The organism is Acetobacter fallax (assembly GCF_011516735.1).
In the GTDB taxonomy this organism is placed as follows: Bacteria; Pseudomonadota; Alphaproteobacteria; order Acetobacterales; family Acetobacteraceae; genus Acetobacter; species Acetobacter fallax.
In genome coordinates this window covers 1-24,412 of sequence record NZ_WOSX01000021.1, presented here as the reverse complement: position 1 = coordinate 24,412, position 24,412 = coordinate 1, and the positions used below count along the sequence as shown (strand labels likewise).

Here is a 24,412-nt window from a genome sequence, read left to right as displayed (position 1 = left end):
TTGTATATTTATTGGGGCAGGTATAAGTTTAAGAAAATTAACCCCAGGGGTGTCAGATGCAGATCTCAGCGAATATCGTGGAGCAGGCATCAGTCTTGTCGTCAGAAGCCGATTCCGCAGCAGGGAACAGCCGTCGTCAGAGTTTGTCGACACCTGTCGCGACGAAAACATCGGTTTTCGTCCCTGTGGTAAATCCGGCATCCCATATCGATCCTGCTCTGGGTATCGTTGTGGTCGAGAGATATGGCTCCGACGGAGAGATCTCCGATCAGTATCCGACGGCGCATATGTTGCAGCAATATTCGCTCTTCGGTTTCAGTTCCGCGTCTGAAAGCTGAATACCAGACGTCAGAGCGTCCGGGACTTTAACTGAACTGACCAAATAAATCCGGCCTCCGTCGTTCAGTTATGCACGGTCTGGCCTTGCATCGTGCAGAAGAGCCGCCCAATCCTGCGCATAAGAGGGCGCTGTCTGTATGCGTCCATAGCTATCGATGGTCCGGAAGCCACTTGCCCGGTCGCGCGGTTAATCCCGCTGCCTGTGCGGGAACCGGAGAATCGTCGTAGTGGATGCGTCATGAAACGTACGCGCGATGTGGAGGCCGGGAAATGTTGATGCAGAAAAACAGGGACGATCAATCCTTAACAGAGCGGCAGTTAGCAAGCGAACAGCCTGCTGTTACGAGCGAACTCTATCAGCGGCAGGGACCGGATCTTCGTCGCATCAATCTGAATCCGAATTTCTGGCATCCGGTCGCCTGGTCGCATAAAATTAAGGCCGGAAAAGCATTTGCGACCCGTTACGCCGGAGATCCTATTGTCATTGTCCGGCCTGAGGACGGTAGCCCCGTCTATGCTCTTGAGGATCGTTGCGCTCACCGCCAGGTTCCCCTCAGTAAAGGTCATGTGGATGGTGAGGTTGTCCGGTGCTGCTATCATGGCTGGGCTTTTGACCGGAAGGGTGACTGTATCACGGTTCCTTATCTGAACAGACCCGGAGTGGGACGTGGCGTGAAGGCTTATCCCTGTCAGGAAAGCGGTGGTCTGGTGTTCATTTTTCCAGGGGACAGGGCTCTCGCAGAGCATGTTCCGGTACCTGTTCCATGCCAGGTAAATAACCCTGAGTTCAAGACACGCCGTTTTGATCCTCGCGTGAACTGTCACTACTCATTCATGCATGAGAACCTGATGGACATGAACCATCAGTGCCTGCACCGAAAGCAGATGGGACAGATTACTTCTCGCTTTATGGGACAGGATAAAGGGGAGAATTTCGTCGAGGCCAGCTACAGCTTTGCCCGCAAGGGTGGCGATCAGCCTCTGGCGGAGCGGTTGCTTTTCGGCAAACACAACGACAGGATCGATGTGAAAGATCAGCCCGTCGATGAAATCGTAACCGTTCGCACGACATATCCATACCAGACGCTGCAGATCCACGATAAAGATGGTGATCTGATAATGGATCTGTGGGCAGCGTATGTGCCGCAGGGTAAAGATGAGGATGAAACACAGACTTTCGGGCTGCTCTCGGTGAAGCGCCCGAAGTGGAAATTTCTGCTTGATCTTGCCTGGCCTGTGCTTGGAATCTTTACCAACCGCATCTTCCTTGAGGACAAGGAGATTGTGGAACTCGAGCAGCGGGCATGGAAAGAGCTTGGAGGAGACCATAATGTCGAAGTCTTCCCTGTAGTGCGCAATCTGCGTGATCTGCTCATGCGTTCCGGAGTTCCTGCTGACGCATGATATCGATGCCCGCATGATCGGAGTGGGCTTGCTTTTCGGGCGGAAAACCGCCATATCCGGTGCCGCTCGTGTCGTGGGACACGGGACTTCACACGCAGTGCGCGTCCTGGTGTCCGGTCTGACCGGACTTTGTGCGCTGCGGAGGAATAACCGGAACGCAAGGATTCTGCATCATGGCGATGCCTGATTTCACTCTGCGTCAGCTGCTCGAAGCTGGCGTCCACTTCGGCCATCACACCCGTCGCTGGAACCCGCGCATGGCGCCGTATCTGTTCGGCGTGCGCAACCAGGTGCATATCATCGATCTGCAGCAGACGGTCGTTTTGCTTGATCGCGCCCTGAAGGTGATCCGTGACACCGTTGCCGGTGGTGGCCGCGTTCTGTTTGTCGGCACAAAGCGTGCGGCGTCTGATATGGTTGCCGAAGCAGCGCAACGCTGTGGTCAGTATTATGTCAACCATCGCTGGCTCGGCGGTATGCTGACGAACTGGAAGACAATCACAGGTTCCATCAAACGTCTGCGCCAGATCGAAGACATGCTGTCCGGTGATACGCATGGCCTGACGAAGAAAGAAATCCTCGATATCACCCGTGATAAAGAGAAGCTTGAGCGCTCCCTCGGTGGTATCAAGGAAATGGGCGGCCTGCCTGACATTCTGTTCGTGATCGATACCACGAAAGAGAAGCTGGCAGTCGAGGAAGCTACCAAGCTTGGTATTCCTGTCGTTGCCATCCTCGACAGTAATTCAAATCCTCAGGGTGTAACTTACCCGATCCCGGGGAATGATGACGCGATCCGCGCCATCGAACTGTACTGTAACCTGGTTTCCGGTGCGGTTCTGGACGGAATCTCGGCTGAGCTGGGTGCTTCCGGGCAAGACTTTGGTGCAGCTGAGGAACTGCCGATTGATCCGGCGATTGAAACGCCGGAACCGGTAGCAGAAGCTGCTCCGGCCCCTGTCGCAGAACCGGCACCGGTCGCAGCGGGCTGATCAGCGGGTGTCCCGCCATTACTGGCGGGACAAAATCAGGCTTTCGGGCATAGGCAAGCACGTCCCGTGCGGTGACGTGCTTGCTGCTATTCTGGAGATTGAAACATGGCGGAAATTACCGCAGCCCTCGTCAAGGAGCTTCGTGAGAAGACCGGCGCAGGCATGATGGATTGCAAAAAAGCGCTGAACGAAGCGTCTGGTGACATTGAAGCAGCCATTGACTGGCTGCGCACGAAGGGCCTTGCTGCCGCTGCGAAAAAATCCGGTCGGGTCACGGCTGAAGGTCTCGTCGGTGTGGTATCCGAAGGCCTTCGCGCCGCGATGGTTGAAGTCAACGCCGAGACTGATTTCGTTGCACGTAACGAAGCCTTCCAGGAATTCGTTGAGAATGTTGCAAAGGCCGCTCTTAAGGCAGGCGACGACCTCGAGAAGGTGAAAGCCGCTGTTCTTGAAAGTGGCCGCACGGTTGCTGATGAACTGACGCATCTCATTGCCACCATTGGCGAAAACATGTCGATCCGTCGCGTTCGCGTGCTGGAAGTGCCATCGGGTGTGGTTGCGACCTATATCCATGGCGCTCTGAAGCCAGGCCTTGGTAAGATTGGCGTTCTGGCAGCGGTCGAAGCGCCGTCTGAGAGTGATGCGATCATCGCTCTTGGTCGCCAGGTCGGCATGCATATCGCGGCAACACGTCCGGCGGCGCTTGATGTCAGTAGTATTGATCCTGCGGCTGTTGAGCGTGAGCGCGAAGTGCTGAAAGAGCAGGCTAAGGCATCAGGCAAGCCTGAGGCTATTATCGAGAAGATGATCGATGGCCGTATTCGCAAGTTCTATGAGGAAGTGGTTCTTCTGGAACAGGTGTGGGTCCATGACGGCGAGAGCCGTGTGAAGTCCGTTCTTGATAAGGCAGGCGTGAAGCTGATTGGTTTCGATCGCTTCCAGCTCGGTGAAGGCATTGAAAAGGAAGAGAATGATTTCGCAGCTGAAGTCGCTAAGGCTGCCGGCGGCTAATTGAGCGCGACGCTGTCATGACAAAGGGCGGGGCATCCCTGAACTGGGAAGCACCCGCCCTTGTTTTATCTGCTTCCCTGTTCGGCGAAGCGAATGCACTTGTCCATCTTTTTACATCAGACCATGGCGTGGCTCACGGGCTGGTGCGGGGAGGAATGGGGCGCCGGGGCGCTGCCACCTGGCAGGCCGGAAATCTTGTGCAGGCTCGCTGGAATGCACGCCTGCCGGAACAACTGGGCACGGTATCGGGCGAAACGATTCAGGCAAATGCAGCCCGTGCTTTTGGATCACGAATAAGCCTGGCGTGTTTGTCGTCGATCTGTGCTGTGACGGATGCAGCGCTGCCTGAAGGTGAAGTATATTCCGGTCTGTTTGACGATACAGAGCGTGTCCTTTCACGCATTGGGACCGGGGTTGGAATACATGGCGAGGCTGCCGAAATCGCGACGCTTCTGCGTTGGGAAATGGTGCTGCTACAGGATCTGGGTTTTGCGCTCGACCTGAGTGCGTGCGCGGTTACGGGCGTCAGGAATGATCTGACCTATGTCTCTCCCCGAACCGGACGCGCCGTTTCCCGGCAGGGTGCCGGGATCTGGGCATCCCGACTGTTGCCGCTTCCGGATTTTTTCCTGAATTTTGAAGATAATGGTACGCCATCGGACTGGAGCGCCGGGCTGCGTCTGACGGGCCATTTTCTGGCACGGGATGTCTTCGGCCCTCTTCACCGCCCTTTGCCAGCCGCCCGGGTAAGGCTGGCGGATATCGTGCAGTCGTTGCCGGGATCCATGACAGAAGGGGATCAGATGCCTTCAGGCAAGGAATGCGGAGACCTGCCCTAGTGTTCCAAATTCAGCGCTGACATGTGTGCGGTGAGGAACAAATTGTGTCCCGGTCACAGATCCGGTTGTCACAATTGTGCCGGCCTCAATGGGCAGTCCGCGCTGTGCGGCATGGCGCGCCAGCCATAGGAGCAGGCGCATCGGATCGCCTGCGGCATTGCCGCCTGTGCGACTTAGCACTTTTCTGTGATCGATGCGCATCGTGACCGGTTCGGAAAGCGGGTCATGACTCCGCCAGCTTTTGATTGCAGGTCCAACGATAAGTGCGCCATGATTCTGCTGGTCGGCCAGGTGCACGAGAGGATGCTGAGAACCGGGTTCCGCAAAACGTGTATCAACGAGTTCTATAACCGGGTGGACACTTCCGATCGCATCCATAACAGCGGTCCGCGTGATGTTTTCGGCTGGTCCGGTGACTCCCTGGCTGAAGCGCCACGCGATTTCTGCCTCGACACCCCGATGACGACAAAGGTCTGCCGGAATTATGGCGCCATTCGGAAAAATTGTTCCGGCGTGCAATGGAGCGGCTGCTGGCTCGGCTTCCGGACTGCTGGCGCCGACTTTCCAGCCACAGACCGGCCCGAGTGCGCGCGTGACCTCATCCTGAACCGAATAGGCTTCAGTTTCATCAGCGGGTATGAAAGCCTTACTCACGCCAGCCAGCGGTGTGGCAGAGGACGTCCGGGCGCTCAGCAGATGTCCGGCAAGAGTGCAGGGAATGAGAGTGGTCGTATCAGTATCTTGCGACATGACAATAAGGTTCAGAGTCCAGAGTGATTGAGCACGGAAGCCGACCCCTTATGATCGGTGATCCGGTCATAATGTCCAGACCGGATTCTACCATCTGATTTTGACGCTCCGACACTGTTTACCACTCTGCTCCGATAACGTGTTTCGGCTGGTTGGGACCAGGGTCTGCACTGGCAGACCAGATGCTCCAGTCCCAGCCGGGATGCTGGTTTATCTCGGCAGTCATGTCGCCATGGGACGGCACAGGATGTGTATGTGCATAGTCGGTGAATGCTGACATGCTACCCATATAGACGCAGCCACAACCGATTCGATCGGCATAAAGATAAACCGGTCCTGTTGTTGTCGGGCGATATGTCAGGATCCCTGCCGGAAGCAGGTTGAGCATCTCATATCGCGCCGTGGTGTCAGCCGAATGAGCGGTAAATCCGCTATGAGCGAGATCGTTGCCCGTATTGAGATAGCGGTCCGCGGGCGAACAGGCCGCAATCGCCGCAAGGAACGACAGGCAAAACATGACGCGCGCCGGACGCTGGCGGGAAAAGCCGGGCTGGACATTGGCCAAAGCGTGTCTCTCCGTTAAGGGTGCGCGAGACGGAGGACAGGACATGAGTGATACGTTCGAAGGCCATATCGAGGATACACGGCTCTCTGACGCACTGAGCGAGCGGTATCTGGCTTATGCGCTGTCCACTATCATGTCCCGCTCGCTGCCGGACGTGCGGGATGGGCTGAAACCGGTGCATCGGCGTCTCGTCTACGCCATGCACCAGTTACGTCTTGATCCTACATCCGGGTTTAAAAAGTGTGCACGTGTCGTTGGTGATGTGATCGGTAAGTATCACCCGCATGGAGACGCGTCTGTTTATGAGGCACTGGTCAGGCTCGCGCAGGATTTCGCTGTCCGCTTCCCGCTCGTGGAAGGACAGGGTAATTTTGGTTCTGTCGATGGTGATAATGCCGCTGCCATGCGGTACACCGAGGCCCGTCTGACTCGTGTCGCGCAGGCTCTTCTCGAAGGGATTGCTGACGACGCCGTTGATTTCCGTGCGACATATGATGGCGAGGATTCAGAGCCGGTCGTGTTGCCTGCCGCGTTCCCCAATCTGCTCGCCAACGGGGCGGCTGGCATCGCGGTCGGTATGGCGACCAGCATCCCGCCTCATAATGCCGGTGAAATCTGCGCTGCAGCCGCTTTGCTGATCCGCAAACCCGATGCATCAGTTGCCGAACTTCTTCAGCATATGCCTGGCCCGGATTTTCCTACAGGTGGAATTATCGTTGAAGAACCGGATGCCATTCTGAAAGCCTATGAGACCGGTCGTGGTGGCTTTCGGATACGGGCGCGCTGGGAGGTTGAGCAGGGCCGCTTCAGCACATGGAATATTGTTGTCACCGAGATTCCTTATCAGGTTCAGAAATCACGGCTGATCGAACAGATCGCTGATTTGCTGGTGCAGAAAAAATTGCCTTTGCTGGCGGATATCCGTGACGAAAGCACTGCTGATATTCGTCTGGTTCTTGAGCCGAAATCGCGTGGTGTCGAGCCGGAAATGCTCATGGAGACGCTGTTCAGGGCAACGCAGCTTGAGAGTCGGTTTTCCCTCAATATGAATGTCATCGGGCCGGATCGCGCCCCCGGTGTGCTGGATCTCCGGCAGGTTTTGCAGGCATGGCTCGACCATCGTCATGAAGTGCTGGAGCGCCGAAGCGCTCACAGGCTTGCGACCGTTGAGCGTCGGCTGGAGATTCTGGAGGGATTCCTCGCCGTCTATCTTAACCTCGACGAAGTGATTCGTATTGTTCGCGAGGAAGATGATGCAAAAGCCAGTCTCATACAGACATTCAGACTGACCGATGTACAGGCCGAGGCCGTGCTGAATATGCGACTTCGCAGTCTGCGGAAACTTGAGGAGATTGAAATCCGCAAAGAGCATGCCGCTCTGAGCGCGGAACAGGACGATCTTCGCACTTTACTGGGAGACGAAAAACTCCGCTGGTCCCGTATTGCCAGCGAGGTAAAGACAATTGGCAAGACATTTGGCACCGGGGCTCTCGGTGCACGTCGCAGCACACTTGGCGTGTCTCCGCCAAAAATTGACATCTCAGCGGCGATTCTCGTTGAGCGCGAACCTTTGACGATGATCCTGTCTCAGAAGGGTTGGGTTCGGGTGGTGCGTGGTCACGGCATCGACGCTGCCGCACAGAAGTTCAAGGAAGGTGACGAACTGAGGCTGGCCCTCCCGTGCCAGAGTACTGACAGGCTTTGTTTCTTCGCCACTGACGGACGAGCCTTTACCATCAGCGTTGCTGATCTGCCTCGCGGTCGCGGTGACGGACAACCGCTTCGCCTGCTGATGGAACTCTCGAATGAGGAGGATGTTCTCGCTGTTTTCGTGCTGGGAGCACAGGAGAAGTGGCTCGTCGCATCGAATGTCGGGCGCGGTATGTTTGTGGCCGATTCCGATTTCTCGGCTGAAAAGCGCAGTGGGCGTCAGATTCTCAATCTTAAGGGCGATGAAAGCGCACGTCTCTGCATTCCGGCTTCCGGCGACCATGTTGCCGTATTGGGTGGTGATAAGCGTCTGCTTGTTTTTCCGGCGGAACAGATGCCAACCATGGCGCGCGGTCTTGGTGTGGCCTTGCAGAAATATCCTGATACGCGGCACGGCCTGAAACAGGCCGTCGTTTTCAAAGAGACGGATGGGCTGCTCTGGCCGGGAGCCGTGCGGGTCCGTGCTTTTGATGATCTGAAACCATGGCTCGGTAAGCGGGGCGCGACCGGAAAAGTTGCGCCGCCCTGGGCTTTACGAAAAACTTAATATGGCGAGTTAAAGGTTTTGGTGAAGATACATTATTAAGGAATGTCTGCCAGTTTCTCTGGTATGCAATCTCCCACGGACAGACTTTTTTTTATCAGATGCAAGACAGAACATGCGATTGCATGGCTCTGTATGTTCCTGATGTCGGTAACGCTCTCTGCATGCGCCAGCGTCGAAGCGGTCACGGCGCATAGCCACCTGACAGTGAATACAAAAATGTCTGAGACAGTCTTCCTCGATCCGGTCGCGCCTGATCAGCGCACGATATATCTCGGCATAAGAAATACATCCGGTTTTCCTTCCATCGATTTCAAAACGCCATTGATGCATGCACTTGAAGCGCGAGGCTATACGCTTGTCGCTGACCCGGATATTGCCCGGTTCGAATTGCAGGTAAATGTGCTCCAGGCAGGACGGATTGGGCAGAAACAGGTCGCATCTCTGTTAGCGCCTGGTTGGGACCAGCCTCTGATGAGAGGATCTGTCCCCGGGGGCATGACCCCGGTTTACGCCGGAAATATCCCGGTCGGTCTTGTGCCCGGCCTGGGGCTTAATGGTGCGCCCGGTCTGCTCGACCAGATCGTCGGCGATGTCACATATGCTGTCACGACCGACATACGTCTGTCTGAGCGGCCTGTAAGCGGACTTGCCGTGCATCAGTTCACGCGGACAAGTCATGAAAGTCCGGATAACACCGGGGCCAGTCTTCCTGACGGTACGACGGACGTCGTAAACTCGAACGCCCGTTATCAGGAAATCGACGAACCGTCGGCATTTAAAACTTATCACGTGCGTGAGACAGCTTACGCTGATCAGGTTAATCTGACAGCCAGGAAGGCGATTCCCATTCTGGAAAATCATCTTGCGTCTTCACTGGCCAACCTGTTCGAATGAACACCTTCATGTTGTGCCATCACAGCCAGTTGCGGGTTTCAGACGCAAAACTTTAGGGTAAATACTCCCCGGTCTTCAGTCTCTTTCGTAACGGACTTTTGCCATCCTGACGATCGTTGCCCTTTTGTCCGTTGTTGCTGCGTGTGGGGTATCCATTGTCCCTGTATCGTGGCTGAAGTTGCCGCCCGGGCGTCTTAACCTGGCTGGGTGTGGCTGCTGGCTTTTTGTTGCTCTGATGGCCCTGGTCGCCCTGATATGGCCTGCCGCTGCCGGGGGCATCCCTGTGCCAGGCATGGGAATGCAAACGGTTGGGACTGTATTTCTGTTCTCCTTTGCAATGACTGGTCTTCTGGTCAATGCGCGAAGTCAGTCCGGATGGCGGGTTTCTCTGGCCTGTGCGGCTGCCTGCTTTGCTGCGCTGGCAGTTCACCCGTTACTTCTGGCTACCGCAGGGGCTGCTGCCCAGCTTCTTGTGTTGCCCTCCAGACAACGTCTTTCCGCAGGCTGCCTCCGCATGCTTTTGTTCGTTTCTGGCTGTGCGCCCGGCGGAGAATGGGCGGCATGCATCGCGGCCCTGACTGCTGGTTGTGCAGCCAGTCGCGGGCGGGGAGCACTGGCTCTCGCGCCTTCTGTCGAAATGGGTTGCAGCCTTCTCATTCTTATCCGTTGCTGTCTTCAGTCACAGGTTATTCCGGCCCGACAAATGGCGTTCGTACTGCTTGTCGGTGGAGTGACGCTCGGCTTTGGCAGGGCTCTCAAAGCCCTTTCAACCCGATATGCCAGCTCTGCATTTGCAAGTATTTTCGCTGCATCACATGCACTGGCTGTTATTGCGAGCGGACTTTTTCTTCTTGCTAGTGCCGCGGACTCTCCTTTGTGTGGTCAGGCTGCGCTAAGCGCGTTTGTGCTTGATCTCCTTTGTGTCTGGCCTGTGGCCGTGGCCCTTCTGCATATCGGTGATCTTACTGTCGCAGGCGGCGGTTCAGATCGCCTTAACCGCCTGGGGGGGCTCATCCTGTTCGCCCCCCGGCTCGCTGCCTTATTTGCCGTTGTGGCATGTGCGTATCTTCTCTTGCCACCGACCGGAGGTTTCAGTGTGCTCTGGTTGCTGGCTGAAACTGCTCTTGGATTGCTTCCGGAAGGCTATGCGCCTGCATTGCCATCAATCGTGTTGCTTGCCAGTCTGGGAGCAATTGTCGCGCTGTTCAGCCTCGCTGTTCTCCGACTGGTGATGCTGGTGATGCTCGGTGGTCCGCGTACGCCCCGGATGGCGGGATGCACGGATATTACGGAGGGAACGATACAGCCGATTCTGGTTTGTCTCGTAGTGACCGCCGTAACATCCTGTGTTCCCGGTCTGATTGCACGCCTGACGCCTCGTTTGATGGGATTTTCTCTCACCTCAAATGAAATGTCAGTGAATGTTTTGACTGCGATCACACTCGTCGGACCAGACGGTTTATCGTCCTGGACGCCGATCGCAGTAATGCTGATGCTTCTGGTCGTTGCAGTTATAGTGATCATCCTGCGCCAGAGAGCCAGAGTTTCTCTTCCGAAGTCTGCGCACATTGTCTTTTCCGATGTGACACCATCAGAGGAAACGCTGTGGTCTGACGGCCTCAGAACCCGGTCTTCCTGGCTTCCGTTTGGCGAGCCTTTGCTCTGGCCAGGGTCTGATGCGGTGGCGGCTATCCTGAAGCAGACAGTGCTCATTTCGTCTGCATCTTTTCGTGATGCCCGGTATCGCGTTTTCAAAGTCTTCGCATTAGCTGTTCGCGGGGGAAAGGTTGCGATTGCCGGCATCCACAGGATCGAAATTCATGGGCTGGCTGTCGTGCTTCTGCTCACAGCTCTTGCTTTGTGGGCAGTGACGGTCAGGCCATGATCAGTCTGCCTTTCTTCCTCTCTATCCTGCTTTCGATGACTCAGCTTGTCGTTGTGGTGATGTTCGCGCCTCTGATAGCGGGTTTTCGCGTCTTTATGTCTGCACGCCTGACAGGTGTTGCTGCACCGCCCGTGCTTCGTCGCTGGTACCTGATTGCTACTCAGTGGTGTGCGGATTCACCGGATCAGAATTCTGATCCTCTGACACCTCAGACCAGTATTGTCGCCAGTTGTGCCACGACTGCTGCAATGACGACAGTTCTGGTCGTTTCATTGCTGGTCCCGATGGCTGCATCCGGCCTTGCTACGGCACACCTGTCGGATATTTTCGTGATCACGCTCTTGCTGATGAGTGCTCAGATAGCCTGTCAGTTGCCCGCCCTGGGAGGGCAGGCAGAGACCGCAACAACTGCTTTTCGCCGCCTGATATCGGCATCGGTTGCTATCCCCGTTCTGTTTCTTATCGCGGTGCTGTTTTTTAGCGTCGGAGCAACGACTAATCTGGATGTCGTGCTGAGTGGTCTCAGAAGCGGAAGTCCTTTCGGAGATGATGCTCCGTTTGTCCTCGCTGCGCTCGCGCTTCTTGTCGCCGGCGCTGCATCGGATTGCACAGTGTCTGATGTCGGCGTGACCGGTACGGACCGGGCTATTCTGATGCTCGCGGCTGACTGCTCTTCCCTTATCTGGCTGACACTGGCCGGAGACCTTTTCTGGCCTGGTTCCCTGGCGCTCATTTCAGAGCATCAGACTGTCACCGGTAGCGTCGGTGCTCTGAGTGTCGGATTTCTGTTGTGGATAGTCCGTTGCTGTGTGCTGTGCGTGATCCTTGCAGCCGGTAATCTGGTTGCCGCGGGGCCGGTCACCAGGATCCGTCTCCGCGGGGCGGGTGCTCTGCTTCTGGCGTTTTTTGCTATTCAGGTTCTGTTCGGATCGCGCTTTCCCATAATGCCATATCGGGGGGCAGTGCATGAGCAGAGTACGTTCGACGATAATACGGGGGGAGGGCCGCTATGACGCTTGCTCTGGCTCTCCTTCCACTGTTTGCATTTTTGACGGTTGTCATCGGTCCGGCGGTCCTGCCTGTGCAAGGCTTGCTGACAGCGATATCCGTCGTAACGCTCCACCATATGAACCCCGACTTCAACACAAGGCGAATGCTGTTCGTCGCATGCGTTGCTCTCGCTATTTCAATAGTGCCGACATGGAAGCTCGGTACTTATATTGAAGAGTCCAGGCGGTCCGGAGCATCTGTAGCCCTCTTTCTCGCATTGTTTCTCAGCTTCGCGGCCTGCGTAAGCCTGCCTGCGGGAGAACTTGTCCATATTTCGTTCATCCTCCCGGTAAACCCCTCTGCGATCACGATATCTCTTATGGTCGTTTTTGCCGGGCTGGCGGGGCTGGCGGTTCGTCCCGGAATCAGAGACCAGTTTGCTGGCCTCCTCACGGCCTGCGACGGGATTCTGCTGGCTGCCGCCAATACGCAGCAGACGCGTGCAGTCTGGATCGTCGGCAGCTGTATTCTTCTTCTCGCAGCAGCAGGTTTATGGCTGACGCAAAGATTGTCGTTGTTGCGAGAAATATCCGCAGCCGAACAGGATGGCGGATCCTGATGGCGTCGTTTGCTGAAATCCTGCTTTTTCTAACACTCTGCTGGCCATTTCTGGCCGGTATTGCTCTGATAGCTACGGGCAGACCAGGCACGGACGAGAGTGGCACCGATCATGACACTGTTATGCTTCGATTGCCTTTTGCGGTAATCGGTCTGTTGCTCACTGTCCTTAACCTTCCGCTCGCGGTTTATATGACTGTGACCGGAAGCAGCACAGCGCATTTCTGGCTGATAGAAACGCCTGTTGCGGTTCTGGGAAGCATGATTCTTTATGGCGGCCTTCTGAGCGAAAATCTGGCGCTATGTCCGCGGACCGGAAGAAGCCTTGCCGTATTGGAACGCGCGCGGCCTTTCTGGACAACGGGTCTGATTGTCGTCGCGGTTTTTTTCGCTGATCCACTGGCAAAAATGGCGATACTGCTTCTGGCATCGATCTTGCGGGTGTTGCTGATTGACGGGGGACAGGGTCGCGCTGTAGCTGGCTGGACTGTACTGCGAACGAAGGCTTCGGGGGCGCTTCTTGTCCTTGCCGGATTGCTGTGTCCCGGGACTTCCGCCAGTGGAGTGCTGGCAGGTATCGGCTATGCAGTTTTAACCGGCCTCTTTCCCGTCTCAGCTTTCCCGGAGGAGGCAGACAACGCCCGATTGCCTGATATCCGAAATATGGGCGAGACAGTCCGTGCGTCAGCCGGTGCTCTTCTTCTTGCCAGTGTTCTGAGCGCGTCTCCGCTTCCCTCTGAAAGCAGCGCGATATTTTCGCTGACGCTCATCAGCTTTGGTTTTGTCACCGTTTTTGTCACGTCGTTTCGTATGCAGTTTGCCGGGGCCAGTGCTGATATCCGATTGAGCCAGGGACTTAATGTTTCGCAAGGATGTCTTGCTCTTGGAGCGATTGCGGCGGGACTCAACCTGCCAATGGTGACATGTTTCGCGTTGATCCCGCCTGTACTGACATTGCCCTGGCTTGCTCGCAGTGAAATGACGGCTGCATCTGATCTGTCGGGCCGGCTTGCTGAATGGACTGCCGGTTTGCTGCCTTTCATAACTGTTCTGATTATTCTGTATGTGATGACGACGTATTCCGTCATTCTGGCGCTTGCTCTGACGATCATTGTGCTCCCCGCGATCCGGCGTGGAGGTCGCGATCTGATCCCTCTTATGAACGGTATCAGACCGGGGGCTTTTTCCCGGTCAACTGTCGCACAGCGTGATGCTCCGATCTCATCAGTGCCGGAGTTGCGGGATTGAGCGGCGGTCCGATCATTTTTGGTGGCGTGCCCGCTCTGGTCAGCGTTGGAAAACCGTCCGTCAGCCAGATTATTCGTGCCGGCGAGAAGACGGCGTGTCGCTGGCGTTTTCAGCTCGACGAATTCACCTGGCACAGCTTTGTCGAACACCTCGCTGATGATCCCGCTGTTTTCGTCGGTTTGTGGTGCGATGGCAGCCAGATCCATGTGCTTGTTAATGATGGAAGCAGTGCTGAAAGCGGGGTTCGACCAATTATGGCATCCTGCACATTAGACGGTCCGCGCTATCCGGGGGTGTCCCATGTCCGTGTTGCAGCCGTTCCATTTGAACGAATGATCCGGGATCTCTATGGCGTGGAGGCCATGGATGCTGTGAATGCACGCCCGCTTATTGATCATGGGATGTGGACTTCCACGGCACCGCTGGCCAGGAGATCTGGTCCCAGGTCTTTTGGCACTGATCTGCCGGAGTTTGACCCGCCGGACGAGTGGGTGGCCGCACATGGCATGGTGTTCGGAAAAGGACCAGCAACCGGAAGCACAGAAGGACCGGTTCATTTTCGTCTCGGTGTCGCGGATGGTGTGATCCGCACAGTCGAAACCCGTGCGGGTTACGCCCATCGCGGGCTTATCGCACGAATGCGCGATGCGACGATCACCGGTGCACTGGAACTTGCAGGGCGGATTGGTGCGGGATCCGCCGTTGCGCACCAATGGGCATTTAGCGCCGCAGTCGAGAATGCGGTCGGTATATCGTGCCCGGTTCCCGCTACCTGGTGCAGGGTCATTTTTTGTGAGACCGAGCGCATCGCGATGCATCTTCTCACGCTTGCCCGTACGGCCAGGGCAGCAGATGCAGAACTCGTGTCGTCAGGACTTTATCGTTTGCGTGAACAGATTTTGCGTTTGTGCGGAGAGGCGAGCGGCCGGAGACTGCTCATGGATTGCGTGTGCGTCGGCGGCGTGATCGTAACACGTCATCAGGAACGGGGAGACCCGATCGGGCCGCTTCAGACAGTCGCCGCTCTCGGCCGCGAGATTGTGTGCCTGAGTGAAGTCAGGATCAGAGAATTGCACTCTTTATGGCGGGTCATCCCTGGTTTGAAGCATCGTTTGCAGTGCGCCGGACGACTTACCGGTGAACAGGCGAAAAAGCTTGAGCTGCAGGGGGTGGCGGGCCGGGCCTGTGGCTATGGCGGTGATTTTCGTCTTCATATGGACGCTTATGAGGATGTTTCGTTCCGACAGGCGATCTCAACAGGTGGAGATGTCGCGGCACGTTGCGAGATTATGTTTGAAGAAATCGGTGAGAGTCTGAAAATTCTGAAGACTTTAGCTGACCGGATTTCTGCCGGAGAGGAAAAAGGGCCGGAAGATCTGTGTGCTGTTGTTCCTGTGCGGCCGGAGCACTCCGAAGGATACGCCGTTATTGAGGGGCCGCATGGTCCCGTATGGCATGTTGTCACCGTGCAGAATGGCCTGGTGGAGCAATGCTTTATTGCTGACCCGGCATCCACATTGCTGATGGCTGCAGAACAGGCGATTTTAGGAACCTCTCCCGATAATTTTGATCTGGTGCGATGCTCTTTCGGCGTTTCGATTGCCGCCGCAGACCTGTAATAAGGATCTACGTGCGGGTCGCTAAGGGAAGTGCCCCACATCGGAGGGAGATCGGATACCGTGTCGACCATTCTGATGCGTGCGCTTTTTGCGTCTTTGCTGGGGCCGTCAGGCCCGGCCCTGCCGCCTGTGGCGTCACGGTCGCCCTTGATGCTGTTTCATGTCGACAGCGGAGGGTGTGAGGCCTGTGGTTTCGAGGTTGAATCTCTGATCAACGGGGGGTTCGGTCTCGCCGAAGCCGGACTCGGTTTCGCCAGCACACCCCGGACGGCCGATATGCTGCTCGTAACAGGTGCCTGTTCGCGCATGATGGCACCAGTGGTCAGAGCAGCGTGGGAGGCCATGCCTCAGCCCAGGGGCCTGCTGGCTGTGGGGGCCTGCGCGATCGATGGTGGACCATTCTCAGCGAATTACGCGATGCTGGGCGGTCTCGCCGGACAGTCTTCGGTCGACTGCGCCATCCCCGGCTGCCCTCCCTCTCCGCGCGATATCCTTGATGGCATTATCGCGCTGATTTCGACAACACAGCTGAATCCTGAATCTTCAGGGCCGATAACGGCTGAAGGTTGAGATAACAAGCTACACGAAATTTCGTGGAGACACAGGGTTCATTACTCTGCTGTGTCTTCCTCCTCCTGCAGGGCTTCCGCTGCACGCCTGAGGCGTAGAAAACTCACCCGGCTCAGGGGCAGCAGAGCAACATAAATGATGCCCATACCCGCCAGAACTCCCCATGGGTCTGCGACGAGGGCTACAACGTAGGCACCCGAACCAAGCATGACCGGAAGTACGAATTTTGCCGGCACCTTGAAGTTTTTAAAGGACCAGACCGGGAGTGTCGAAACAAGCAGAAGAGCCGTGCTGATGAGCGTGAGAGCAGGGAGCCACGGCAGGCGGGTGAGATCATAAAGACCAGAATAACCGAGTTTTTCAGCCTCAAGCCCTAAAAAAACCGGGAACAGGGCAAGGCCAGCACCTGCGGGCGCAGGAACACCTGTAAAAAAGTTGCTGGCATATTTTGGTTTTTCTTCTTCCCCATCCAGACTTGCGTTGAAACGAGCCAGCCTTAACGACATGCAGACGGTGAACAGAATGCAGGGAAGAAAGGCATATCGCCCGGCATCTCGCAGTGCCCACAGGTAAAGCACGAAGGATGGTGCAACACCGAAGCACAGGAAATCCGAAAGGCTGTCGAATTCTGCGCCAAAGCGTGTTGAGCCACGCAGCAGACGGGCAATGCGTCCGTCAAGCCCGTCAATAACCGCCGAGATGAGCAACGCAATGGCTGCATTCTGGAATCGTCCATCCAGCGCAAACCGCATACCCATCAGGCCGCTGCACAGGCCAAGCATGGTAAGAAGGTTAGGAATCAGCCGATTGAAAGACGGCCCGCGGACACGCGTGCGTGGTGAGCGCACGGCTCTGAGGCGCCGCCTGCGGCGATGGGGAGGGATTTCGGCCATCTCAGTCAGTCGGCGTCGCGGCGCGAACCGTCAGGCCGAAACGGTACGCTGTCGCCAGTGCAGAAGACCATCGATTTGTATCGCGCTTCAGCCACCCGCGCGGTTTACGACGCAAGCTGTGCCACGACGGTTTCCCCGCCAGTCATCGTCTGCCCGACCTCAACCAGAGGGATCACTCCTGGTGGCAGATAGACATCAGTCCGTGAACCGAAGCGGATCAGGCCAAACCGCTCTCCGGCCTCAAGACGATCTCCCGGTTTGACTGAGCAGACAATCCGGCGAGCAATAAGACCGGCAATCTGAACAACCGCAACCATGCGTCCGTCAGGCAATGTCACACTGAGGGCATTACGTTCGTTTTCGACCGATGCTTTATCAAGGCTTGCATTCAGAAATTTTCCCGGATGATAAGCCACGCGTGTCACTGTGCCTGCGACCGGCATGCGGTTCACATGCACATCCAGAACGGAGAGGAAGGTCGCCACACGCCAGACTGGCGTATCGCCCATTCCGAGTTCGACTGGCGGCGCAATTTTCTCAACTGACACGACGCGTCCGTCTGCCGGTGCCAGAACCAGGCCCTCCCGCGCTGGAGGCACCCGGTTCGGGTCGCGAAAAAAATACAGACAGAAGCCAAAAAACAATCCGCTCACCGTTCCGGCTTTGCGCAGAACAGGGCAGTTGAGGCGCCAGCCAAGATAGCGTGCAACAATCATCGCGGCCCCGGACGCGCCCAGAAACGGGCGGGCCTCAGGATGAGGGCGGGAAAGGACGAGTTTAATCGAGCTGAGAAGCGACATGAGCACGTTCCTGGCCGGTCGGCGCGGGATAATCAAGTGTCATATCGCGGCGACCGGGCCACAGGGTTGCACGGTTGCGAATTTTCTGGTCTCCATCCGTCGCTTCCCGGTACCGGGCAGGGGCAGGAGAAGCCTGTCTCAACCGGTCACACTCCGGAGGTTTCCATAATGATCGTGCTCCGTTCCATCATGTTCCGGGCCTGTCTTGTGGTCGTGACCATTCTGCTGGGACTGGTCTCTCTTCCGCTACGCGCTTTCGCTCCTGCCCTTGCTCTGCCCTTTGCCCGTTTGTGGAGCGCTCTGCTTCTTGGGGGTATGCGACGGCTTTGCGGCATTAAAACACGCGTTATCGGGCTGGAAAAACTCCCGATTGATCAGCCATTTATCATCGCGTCACAGCATCAGTCGGCTTTTGACACCCTGATCTGGATGACACTCGTGCCGCGACCTGCCTATGTCATGAAGCAGGAACTTCTGCGTGTTCCTTTCGTGGGGCCTATGCTGAAGTTAACCGGAATGATCGCCATCGAGCGTACCGGAGGAAGTAAAGCGATGCGCGCATTGCTGCGCGAAACCGACAGGGCAGCAAAGGACGGTCGGCAAATGATTATTTTTCCGGAAGGCACACGCTCTGCTCCGGGCGGGTGGGCGTCGCTCAAACCGGGCATCGTCGCAATGGCCCGGCATACCGGACTGCCTGTCTATCCCGTCGCCACCGATTCGGGGCTGTGCTGGGCTAATAAAGGCTTTCTCAAGCATCCAGGCACGATTTCGATTGTCGTCTGCGATCCGGTCGGGGAAGGGAAGCGCAGTGCCATGCTGGGAGCAATCGAACAGGCCTGGCGTCAGGCTGAACCACTTCTGGCCAGTGACGGATCAACGAAGATGGCTGTTGTGGATAACTCTGTGGGATAAAATCAGCCATTTGAAGCTGGCATGCAATGCAGTCTTGCATGTGTGGCAGAATCAGGGGGTTTGCTAAGTCAAGATTGTTTTTTCGCTTTGGGTTGAGTTTGTCTGTGAGTAGCTGAAAATAGCCATTTTCTGGCGATTCGCGGATCAATTTGCAAGAGATGAACAAAGAGAGGGCCTGTCTGGGATAACTTCCGTTTTTCGGTGGATGAGTGGCATGGAGCTCTGTGGATAAAATCCGGTAAGTATTCATCGCCTGACAGGGAGAGGGAGCCGGATTCCGTAATGAGTCCATTGATTTGCTTGCGGAAGATGAGGTTATGGACGAGCCAGAAAACCGACGGTGGAAGAAATGGATGTTCATTCCGCTGCTTGCGGGTATGGCCGGCTTCGCAGAGGTGGCCTGGAATCTGTCGGAGAATCGCTCTGCGTTGCAGGCTCTGGCAGATAAACAGAAAGACTTGGCCCGTGCGGGGTGGACGCTGAACTGGAGTACGGTAACGCCGCGCTGGGCAGTTCTCGCAACGGTCATGGATATACGGGATGTCAGAGTTTCTGGTCGTGCTGGCAGTTATCGGGTGTTGTATGGCTGTGATCGGATAACGGTCCGGACATCGTGGTTTCAGCCCGGCCGTATGAGGCTGACATTCGGCGCTCCGCAGGCTTTCGCAATCTCAGACGGAAGCAGCCCTTCGGCTCCTGTGCTGTTTGCGATGCGCCTGAGCAGCAGCAAAGAAAGTCTGTCTGTTATTGCTCCGGGTGGCCGCCCCGAAGACAGCGGGAAAGCTGTTCTTTCAGTGCCCGACGCCATTGTCGAGGTAGAGGTTTCGCCGATCCGTTTTGGTTCTGTTGTCGCGCCATTCGCGTTGCGGCTTGCAAACCTGCACTCGGTCATTGTGTCAGGGGTGGCCGGTGAAAGTCAGCGCACAATGACAACAGACACGACCCTCTCCGGAGTGACTTTGCCGTTTGCCGTCGCGGGGTTCGGTAATCAGGTGACAGACCTGAGGGGGGCTGTTTCCGCCAGCGGTGTATTCCGTGATTTCAATGATAGTGCCGCAGCGAACGGCAGCACGACAGTTATCCTTCATATGGGGCAGGCACGTTTCGGTCCGCTCTCGGCCACTCTTGCCGGGCATCTTGTCCATGACGGACAGAGTAACGGCGATTTTGACCTCACACTGCATGGGCTCGATCGAACAGCGGCTCATCTCGCAGACGCCGGTGTCATCGCGCCATCAGTTGCGCAGATTGCACAGGTGCTCGGCGAGGCGGTTGACCGCGCGGAACAAGGCAAACCTCTCCGGAAAAATGCTGGCGGAGAAGAATATTACGCTAACGCGCAGTCAGACGGGGATAGCAGCGCTACCCTTATGCTTCCTCTGCGTCTTCGCAGCGGTTTCTGGACCTTAGGCAATATGCCTCTTGAGGCTGCCGGGTCCCTGCTATCGGGCAGCACACGTGCCGTTCCCTGAAAGGCCACATGCTGATACCTTTTATCTGGCGTGATCTTTTTCACGTCTGAGACGAGCAAGTGTTTCATAATCAGGAGCCCGCAGGAACGGATTGCAGGCGCGCTCGCTGCCCAGTGTGGAGGGCACGGTTGATTTATGTTCAGCACGCAAAGCGAAAACTTCGCTGGCCCGTTTTTCCAGCGCCGTGTTGTCCGGGTCGACGCGCAGGGCAAAGCGTGCGTTCGATTCGGTATATTCGTGCCCGCAATACACATGCGTCTGGTCAGGTAAGGCATCGAATTGCCGAAAGCTGTTGAACAGGTCCTTCGCCGTGCCCTCGAACAGTCGTCCACACCCAAGACTGAACAGGGTATCGCCGCAAAACAGTGACGGCGGATCATCGAAATAATAGCTGACATGACCGATGGTGTGCCCCGGCGTTTCAATGACTAATGCCGAACTGTACCCGAATGCCACATGATCTCCGGCCCGCACGGCCTGGTCCAGCCGGGGCAGGCGGGCTTCGTCCGCGACTGCGCCGACCATACGAGCGTCATAGCGGTCACGCAGAATTTCCGCGCCTCCGATATGGTCAGCGTGATGATGAGTCAGAAGGATCAGATCGAGCCTCCCGCCATGAGCTTCAATTGCGGCGCGAACCGGAGCCGCGTCACCCGGATCGACAACCGCTACGGCCGCAGTGTCTTCATCTTTCAGCAACCAGATATAATTGTCTGACAAAGCCGGAACCGGCAAAACTGTGATTGGCACGGGCTGATCTCCACCTGAGCAGTTATCGCTTCCTGGTAACGCTTTCTGGTAGTGTACGCATCATGCAGGACGAAGTTCGCACAGCAGCAGCATTTTACACGGGTTCGGCAGGAGAACGCACCGTTCACCTGCTTGGCCCCTATCTCACGCAGCGCTGGCCTGATCTGAAAGGACAGCGCCTGCTCGGGCTTGGTTTCGCCGCGCCTTACCTGCCACTCTGGGATGGACAGACCGCGCTCTCGGTGTCGGCTCGCCTGGATTCGGCAACGCAGTGCGAGGCTGGCAGGATGCAGTATTGCCGGGAGTGCGTGGTCAGCGGCAGGCAACTTCCTTTTGACGATTTGTCTTTCGATCGCGTTTTGATGATTCATGCGCTGGAAACGAGCCATGCCGGCCATGAATTGCTTCGTGCCGTGTGGAAAGTATTGCGTGATGATGGCAGGCTTCTGCTGGTGGTGCCCAATCGCCGGGGTGTGTGGGCTTTCAGTGACACGACACCGTTTGGCCAGGGCACGCCATTCTCACAACGCCAGTTGCGTGTCAGGCTGGAGCAATCGATGTTTCATGTCGAGAACAGCCGGACCGGCCTCTATCCGCCGCCCTTTCCCCGGCTCGGTGGGCGCAGGGCAGGAGAGGCGATTGAGAAAGCGGGCCGTTCTGTTCTTCCGACCTTTGGTGGCGCCGTCATCGTCGAAGCGGTGAAAAATATCTGGGGTGGGCTGCCGTTACTGACGGCGAAATCCTGCCGTCCTGTTGGTCGCCGGATCTTCGAAACCGGGTAAGCAGAGTGATACATCTGTCTTCAGACCAGTCCCGGTTGCTGCAATGTCTCGATGAGGCTCTGCTTGCTGCATCCAGTGCGACGCGTGCGCTGGAACTCTGGTGTGAGGAGCGTCGGCTGTTTCCCGCTCCGGTAAGGATTATAGCGTCTGTCGAACGTAACAGTGAGGGCATACCTCCGGCTTATATCCGTGACTCGCTGGATGTCAGGGCTGGTGAGACGGTCCGGTATCGGCGTGTTCATCTTTCGTCGTCTGGCTGTGTTCTGTCGCGAGCCGAAAACTGGTATGTGCCGGCGCGGCTGACAGCCAGTATGAATCATAGTCTCGAGACGACAACCGAACCTTTCGGTCGTGTTGTGTCGCCCCTCACAATCTCTCGCACGACACTGGAAAACCGGAGACTTCGGTCTGATGCCGGGCTGGATGAACTTCTGCGGCATGTCGCGGTGCTTCGCCGCGGGGATGGAACGCCGATCAGTATTGTCAGTGAAGTCTACACAAAGGCACTGTTAGCGTTGCGTGTCGATCTGTGATTTTTCAAAGGGCTGGCGGAATCCGGGCTCTGCCCGAACCCGGCAGGGACCGTCACGCGAAGGCGTGCTGCGCACGACGGCCACTGCACCCCATTGATTAATAATAAAATGGTTTCCAAAGGTTCGTGACCTTTGGTGGGTTCCAGGGCAAAGCCCTGAGACTGTGCCAGTCCGTAACGCGAACAGAGCCTGTGCAAAGGTGTTGATTCAGTCGGCGGCATGACGCCCGGACGTGTGTTGTGCTCTTGCCTGATATGCCGTGATCGTTAGGATTTAAAGCCGTAATGTGGCCGGTTATCTGAGGTATGATGAAGGAAATGTTATACTTCAGTTTAAAACAAGATTCAGACGATAAGCGTGGCTTTGCATGACTTTCACATGTGAAGAGCGGGATCCGTCTGTTTCCGCAGGACAGAGCTGGCTTGTGCTCGGATTCCTCTCAGTGCTGTGGGGCGGCTCATTCTTTTTTTATAAGGTGCTGGCTCCCGTTTTGCCGCCAGCCACCCTCGTGCTGGGCCGCGTGGGACTTGCTGCGCTGACTCTGCACGTCGTCCTGCGTCTGGGTGGCAGCCGGTTTTCGCTTACATCTTATACGGCGCGATGGTTCCTGATTCTCGGCATATTTAACTGTGCTCTGCCATTCAGCCTCTATGCATGGAGTGAGCGTTTTGTGCCAAGCGGCGTGGCAGCCACTCTCAATGCAACGACACCGATATTCACGGCAATCGCCATGCACCTGACGACAAAGGATGAACGCCTCACCCGATCTGTGGTGATAGGTATAGCCTGTGCATTCGCAGGCGTGGCCGTGCTGATCGGGCGTAATCTGGCGACAGGTTTGTCTCTGACAGAACTGCCTGGCGAACTCGCCTGTCTGGGTGCGACAACCTCCTACGCGATTGGAAACGCTCTGTCCCGAAAGCTGAAAGGAGTACAGCCGCTTCTTCTGGCGACCGGACAATTGACCGGAGCGACCGTTGCCGTCGCGCCGTTTGCGATCGTGCTGGACCGATTCTGGACACTCCCGACACTTACATTTTCCGGCTGGGCAGCTCTCCTAGGCATCGCTTTACTGAGTACAGCTCTTGCTTATCTGATCTATTTTCGAGTTCTCACAGTCCATGGTGCCACACGGGCTGCCCTCGTCACGTTTCTGGTGCCGGTCAGCGCTCTTATTATGGGAGCTCTTTTTCTTGGGGAACCGATTGCCTGGAATACGGTTGCGGGCGCTGGTCTGATAGGTCTTGGCCTCGCTGCGATCGATGGTCGCCTGATGCGGCGACTCTGGGGGCGGGAAGACCCGACAGCAGCCTGAATGTCGTAGTCAGAGATCATCCTGCCGGGCGTGAAGCTGTTTTGCTTCTGTAAGAAAGTCATCCATGCTGCCAAACAATACGGTCTGAAGACTCCCTGAAATACGAGCGGTCTTCCTGAGGATATGGCGGACATCATCTGCATCGAAAACCTGATGCAGGCTCTGGCCCCACAATGTTTCCCATCGTTTAAACAGTTCGGGGCAGAGTTGATGGCGAAAGACATAATGCCTGGCCACCGGGTTCCCCTTGTAATCCCCTGTGGCGAGCAGGACGGAAGACCAGAAACGCGTGATTTTTTCGATATGGGCATCCCAGTCATGAACGCGGGCGGCGAAAATCGGAGCCAGCCTGTGGTCCGCCCGAACGGCAGCGTAAAATAATGAGACGGCTTCGCGCAGTTTGCTTTCATCATTGCGAGAGCTCTCGCTGTCCGACTCAGGCATGGTGTGGCAGCCTCTGAAAATTATTGAGGTTTATGGTAGCGAACTGAATGAGGAGCGCAGAGTATTTTTCGCGTGATTACTATCGGTATGCAGCGGGAAATCGCACAGGTTCTGTTGAAAACCGCCAAAAATCGTTGGCTATCTGACATTTTGTTTATTTTTAATGATGTCGTGAATAAGAACTGACGGACTCCCGCCATGTTCAGATAGTGCCGGGCGGTCTTTTTAAGAGGCTGTTTCAAAATCCCCTCTGCCAGCGATCCGAAGCGCGTTTTCTGCGCTCCGATGCTCACGGCCCGCACGGTCGCCCCGCTTACGTGCTCAAAAACACACGCCGGTCACGCCTCTCAGGGGCGTTCTCGCCCGGCAGTAAGAGCCCGATTCGAAAGTTTTTCAAGCTTGACAATGCCTTGCTGTCAATGTCCATGCGGTTGAGGACGCAATGGATTGTTCCCAATCTTTGGCGAGCCGCCTGCACCGTCCCAGCCAGGCGAATGTCCGTTCAACCACCCAGCGGCGCGGCAGGA

General features: G+C 56.4%; 26 protein-coding genes. 18 read left to right on the top strand and 8 right to left on the bottom strand.

Annotated elements, in window-relative coordinates; all coding sequences use genetic code 11:
- Nucleotides 1-56 precede the first annotated feature (56 nt).
- The 5 genes from GOB85_RS11280 (at nucleotide 57) to recO (ending at nucleotide 4,585) form a co-directional block, all read left to right on the top strand.
- Nucleotides 57-338: a hypothetical protein gene (locus GOB85_RS11280; RefSeq protein WP_173577599.1), complete on the top strand. Its 282-nt coding sequence runs from the start codon at nucleotides 57-59 to the stop codon at nucleotides 336-338.
- A gap of 277 nt (nucleotides 339-615) precedes the next feature.
- On the top strand, nucleotides 616-1,743 hold the full coding sequence (locus tag GOB85_RS11275; protein WP_408737065.1) for a Rieske 2Fe-2S domain-containing protein: 1,128 nt from the start codon (nucleotides 616-618) through the stop codon (nucleotides 1,741-1,743).
- 173 nt (nucleotides 1,744-1,916) lie between these two features.
- The gene (gene rpsB / locus GOB85_RS11270; RefSeq protein ID WP_173577601.1) at nucleotides 1,917-2,735 is read left to right on the top strand and encodes a 30S ribosomal protein S2; all 819 of its coding nucleotides are present in this window, start codon (nucleotides 1,917-1,919) and stop codon (nucleotides 2,733-2,735) included.
- Nucleotides 2,736-2,840: 105 nt separating this feature from the next.
- Nucleotides 2,841-3,746, top strand: a complete 906-nt coding sequence (gene tsf, locus GOB85_RS11265) for a translation elongation factor Ts (RefSeq protein ID WP_173577602.1) — start codon at nucleotides 2,841-2,843, stop codon at nucleotides 3,744-3,746.
- 38 nt (nucleotides 3,747-3,784) lie between these two features.
- Nucleotides 3,785-4,585 carry a DNA repair protein RecO gene (gene recO, locus GOB85_RS11260; RefSeq protein ID WP_173577623.1) on the top strand — a complete coding sequence of 267 codons (801 nt, stop codon included), beginning with the start codon at nucleotides 3,785-3,787 and terminating at the stop codon, nucleotides 4,583-4,585.
- Here the strand turns inward: recO and GOB85_RS11255 are convergent.
- Together GOB85_RS11255 and GOB85_RS11250 are read right to left on the bottom strand one after the other, a co-directional pair.
- Entirely contained in the window at nucleotides 4,556-5,335 is a 780-nt protein-coding gene (locus tag GOB85_RS11255) for a 2-keto-4-pentenoate hydratase (protein WP_173577603.1), read from the bottom strand. The two genes, recO and GOB85_RS11255, sit on opposite strands and share 30 nt — an antisense overlap.
- A 118-nt stretch (nucleotides 5,336-5,453) precedes the next feature.
- Complete coding sequence (locus GOB85_RS11250) at nucleotides 5,454-5,900, bottom strand: hypothetical protein (RefSeq protein WP_242011459.1); 447 nt, start codon at nucleotides 5,898-5,900, stop codon at nucleotides 5,454-5,456.
- 43 nt (nucleotides 5,901-5,943) lie between these two features.
- On the opposite strand from GOB85_RS11250, the gene parC reads away from it, so the two are divergent.
- The 8 genes from parC (at nucleotide 5,944) to GOB85_RS11210 (ending at nucleotide 15,981) form a co-directional block, all read left to right on the top strand.
- Nucleotides 5,944-8,157 carry a DNA topoisomerase IV subunit A gene (parC, locus tag GOB85_RS11245; protein ID WP_173577604.1) on the top strand — a complete coding sequence of 738 codons (2,214 nt, stop codon included), beginning with the start codon at nucleotides 5,944-5,946 and terminating at the stop codon, nucleotides 8,155-8,157.
- Between the two features lie 42 nt (nucleotides 8,158-8,199).
- Complete coding sequence (gene traT / locus GOB85_RS11240; RefSeq protein WP_338422448.1) at nucleotides 8,200-9,051, top strand: complement resistance protein TraT; 852 nt, start codon at nucleotides 8,200-8,202, stop codon at nucleotides 9,049-9,051.
- A gap of 298 nt (nucleotides 9,052-9,349) precedes the next feature.
- A complete protein-coding gene (locus GOB85_RS11235) occupies nucleotides 9,350-10,936 on the top strand; it encodes a hypothetical protein (protein ID WP_173577606.1) in 1,587 nt (528 codons plus the stop codon).
- A complete protein-coding gene (locus GOB85_RS11230; RefSeq protein ID WP_173577607.1) occupies nucleotides 10,933-11,949 on the top strand; it encodes a hypothetical protein in 1,017 nt (338 codons plus the stop codon). Before GOB85_RS11235 ends, GOB85_RS11230 begins: the two co-directional genes overlap by 4 nt.
- A complete protein-coding gene (locus tag GOB85_RS11225; RefSeq protein ID WP_173577608.1) occupies nucleotides 11,946-12,545 on the top strand; it encodes a hypothetical protein in 600 nt (199 codons plus the stop codon). The genes GOB85_RS11230 and GOB85_RS11225 overlap by 4 nt, the downstream gene beginning before the upstream one ends.
- Nucleotides 12,545-13,792: a hypothetical protein gene (locus GOB85_RS11220; RefSeq protein WP_173577609.1), complete on the top strand. Its 1,248-nt coding sequence runs from the start codon at nucleotides 12,545-12,547 to the stop codon at nucleotides 13,790-13,792. The genes GOB85_RS11225 and GOB85_RS11220 overlap by 1 nt, the downstream gene beginning before the upstream one ends.
- Nucleotides 13,789-15,411 carry an NADH-quinone oxidoreductase subunit D-related protein gene (locus tag GOB85_RS11215; protein ID WP_173577610.1) on the top strand — a complete coding sequence of 541 codons (1,623 nt, stop codon included), beginning with the start codon at nucleotides 13,789-13,791 and terminating at the stop codon, nucleotides 15,409-15,411. Before GOB85_RS11220 ends, GOB85_RS11215 begins: the two co-directional genes overlap by 4 nt.
- 60 nt (nucleotides 15,412-15,471) lie before the next feature.
- Complete coding sequence (locus tag GOB85_RS11210; protein WP_338421714.1) at nucleotides 15,472-15,981, top strand: NADH-quinone oxidoreductase subunit B family protein; 510 nt, start codon at nucleotides 15,472-15,474, stop codon at nucleotides 15,979-15,981.
- A 41-nt stretch (nucleotides 15,982-16,022) separates the two neighbouring features.
- On the opposite strand, the gene GOB85_RS11205 is transcribed toward GOB85_RS11210, so the two are convergent.
- The 3 genes from GOB85_RS11205 to GOB85_RS11195 form a co-directional block, all read right to left on the bottom strand.
- Nucleotides 16,023-16,874 (bottom strand): CDP-alcohol phosphatidyltransferase family protein, encoded by an 852-nt coding sequence (locus GOB85_RS11205; RefSeq protein WP_173577611.1) that lies wholly within the window; start codon nucleotides 16,872-16,874, stop codon nucleotides 16,023-16,025.
- A 104-nt stretch (nucleotides 16,875-16,978) separates the two neighbouring features.
- Nucleotides 16,979-17,674 (bottom strand): phosphatidylserine decarboxylase, encoded by a 696-nt coding sequence (locus GOB85_RS11200; RefSeq protein ID WP_173577612.1) that lies wholly within the window; start codon nucleotides 17,672-17,674, stop codon nucleotides 16,979-16,981.
- Nucleotides 17,652-17,816, bottom strand: coding sequence for a hypothetical protein (locus tag GOB85_RS11195; RefSeq protein ID WP_173577613.1), 165 nt, complete (start codon nucleotides 17,814-17,816; stop codon nucleotides 17,652-17,654). The genes GOB85_RS11200 and GOB85_RS11195 overlap by 23 nt, the downstream gene beginning before the upstream one ends.
- Nucleotides 17,817-17,842: 26 nt before the next feature.
- Between GOB85_RS11195 and GOB85_RS11190 the strand changes: the two genes are divergently transcribed.
- Together GOB85_RS11190 and GOB85_RS11185 are read left to right on the top strand one after the other, a co-directional pair.
- Entirely contained in the window at nucleotides 17,843-18,589 is a 747-nt protein-coding gene (locus GOB85_RS11190; protein ID WP_173577614.1) for a lysophospholipid acyltransferase family protein, read from the top strand.
- A gap of 317 nt (nucleotides 18,590-18,906) precedes the next feature.
- Nucleotides 18,907-20,061: a DUF2125 domain-containing protein gene (locus tag GOB85_RS11185; RefSeq protein WP_173577615.1), complete on the top strand. Its 1,155-nt coding sequence runs from the start codon at nucleotides 18,907-18,909 to the stop codon at nucleotides 20,059-20,061.
- Between the two features lie 21 nt (nucleotides 20,062-20,082).
- Here the strand turns inward: GOB85_RS11185 and gloB are convergent, their stop codons facing one another.
- Nucleotides 20,083-20,811 (bottom strand): hydroxyacylglutathione hydrolase, encoded by a 729-nt coding sequence (gene gloB / locus GOB85_RS11180; protein WP_173577616.1) that lies wholly within the window; start codon nucleotides 20,809-20,811, stop codon nucleotides 20,083-20,085.
- Here gloB and GOB85_RS11175 point away from each other — a divergent pair.
- The 3 genes from GOB85_RS11175 (at nucleotide 20,805) to GOB85_RS11165 (ending at nucleotide 23,441) form a co-directional block, all read left to right on the top strand.
- The gene (locus GOB85_RS11175; protein WP_242011458.1) at nucleotides 20,805-21,593 is read left to right on the top strand and encodes a class I SAM-dependent methyltransferase; all 789 of its coding nucleotides are present in this window, start codon (nucleotides 20,805-20,807) and stop codon (nucleotides 21,591-21,593) included. The two genes, gloB and GOB85_RS11175, sit on opposite strands and share 7 nt — an antisense overlap.
- Nucleotides 21,594-21,598: 5 nt before the next feature.
- A complete protein-coding gene (locus tag GOB85_RS11170) occupies nucleotides 21,599-22,126 on the top strand; it encodes a hypothetical protein (protein ID WP_173577617.1) in 528 nt (175 codons plus the stop codon).
- A 367-nt stretch (nucleotides 22,127-22,493) separates the two neighbouring features.
- Nucleotides 22,494-23,441: a DMT family transporter gene (locus tag GOB85_RS11165; protein WP_173577618.1), complete on the top strand. Its 948-nt coding sequence runs from the start codon at nucleotides 22,494-22,496 to the stop codon at nucleotides 23,439-23,441.
- A 9-nt stretch (nucleotides 23,442-23,450) separates the two neighbouring features.
- On the opposite strand, the gene GOB85_RS11160 is transcribed toward GOB85_RS11165, so the two are convergent.
- The gene (locus GOB85_RS11160; protein WP_173577619.1) at nucleotides 23,451-23,885 is read right to left on the bottom strand and encodes a group III truncated hemoglobin; all 435 of its coding nucleotides are present in this window, start codon (nucleotides 23,883-23,885) and stop codon (nucleotides 23,451-23,453) included.
- A 393-nt stretch (nucleotides 23,886-24,278) separates the two neighbouring features.
- The coding region (locus GOB85_RS11155) for a transposase (RefSeq protein WP_173577620.1) at nucleotides 24,279-24,412 on the bottom strand (134 nt) is incomplete at its 5' end.